The following is a 430-nucleotide window of genomic DNA, read 5'->3' as shown; positions in this document are numbered from 1 at the left end:
AGCAAATATATCAGGCTAATGTGAGTAATACTGTATTTAATCACTGTTTAATGAAAATCAATTACATATCAACAACTTATATCAAAACATTAATTAAGAAATGACATGGAATTAAATTCACCACCATTTGTATTATTAATAAAAAAACACAGCAAAAAATAAAGAAAATTAATTGATCAATTTCTGATAAAACATGATTCAAGGTGATCGTTTACCATTCCTGTTGCCTGCATATGGGCATACACTACTGTAGATCCCATGAATTTAAAGCCTCTCTTTTTTAAATCTTTTGAAATAATATCTGAAATCCTTGTTGTGGCGGGAACATCAGATAATGCTTTCGGCCTGTTATCTATAGGTGTGCCGTTAACAAATCCCCAGATATATTGAGAAAAGCTTCCAAATTCATTCTGAATTTCTATAAATTTCT

At 29.8% G+C, this 430-nt stretch carries 1 protein-coding gene; it reads right to left on the bottom strand.

Annotated elements, in window-relative coordinates:
- Positions 1-176 precede the first annotated feature (176 nt).
- Positions 177-430: DNA-3-methyladenine glycosylase I (locus tag BBI01_RS14780; protein ID WP_131799325.1), on the bottom strand; the 254-nt coding region annotated here is incomplete at its 5' end.

Origin of the sequence: Chryseobacterium artocarpi, assembly GCF_001684975.1 — a bacterium.
Classification (GTDB): domain Bacteria; phylum Bacteroidota; class Bacteroidia; order Flavobacteriales; family Weeksellaceae; genus Chryseobacterium; species Chryseobacterium artocarpi.
This window is presented reverse-complemented; position numbering and strand designations above follow the sequence as displayed.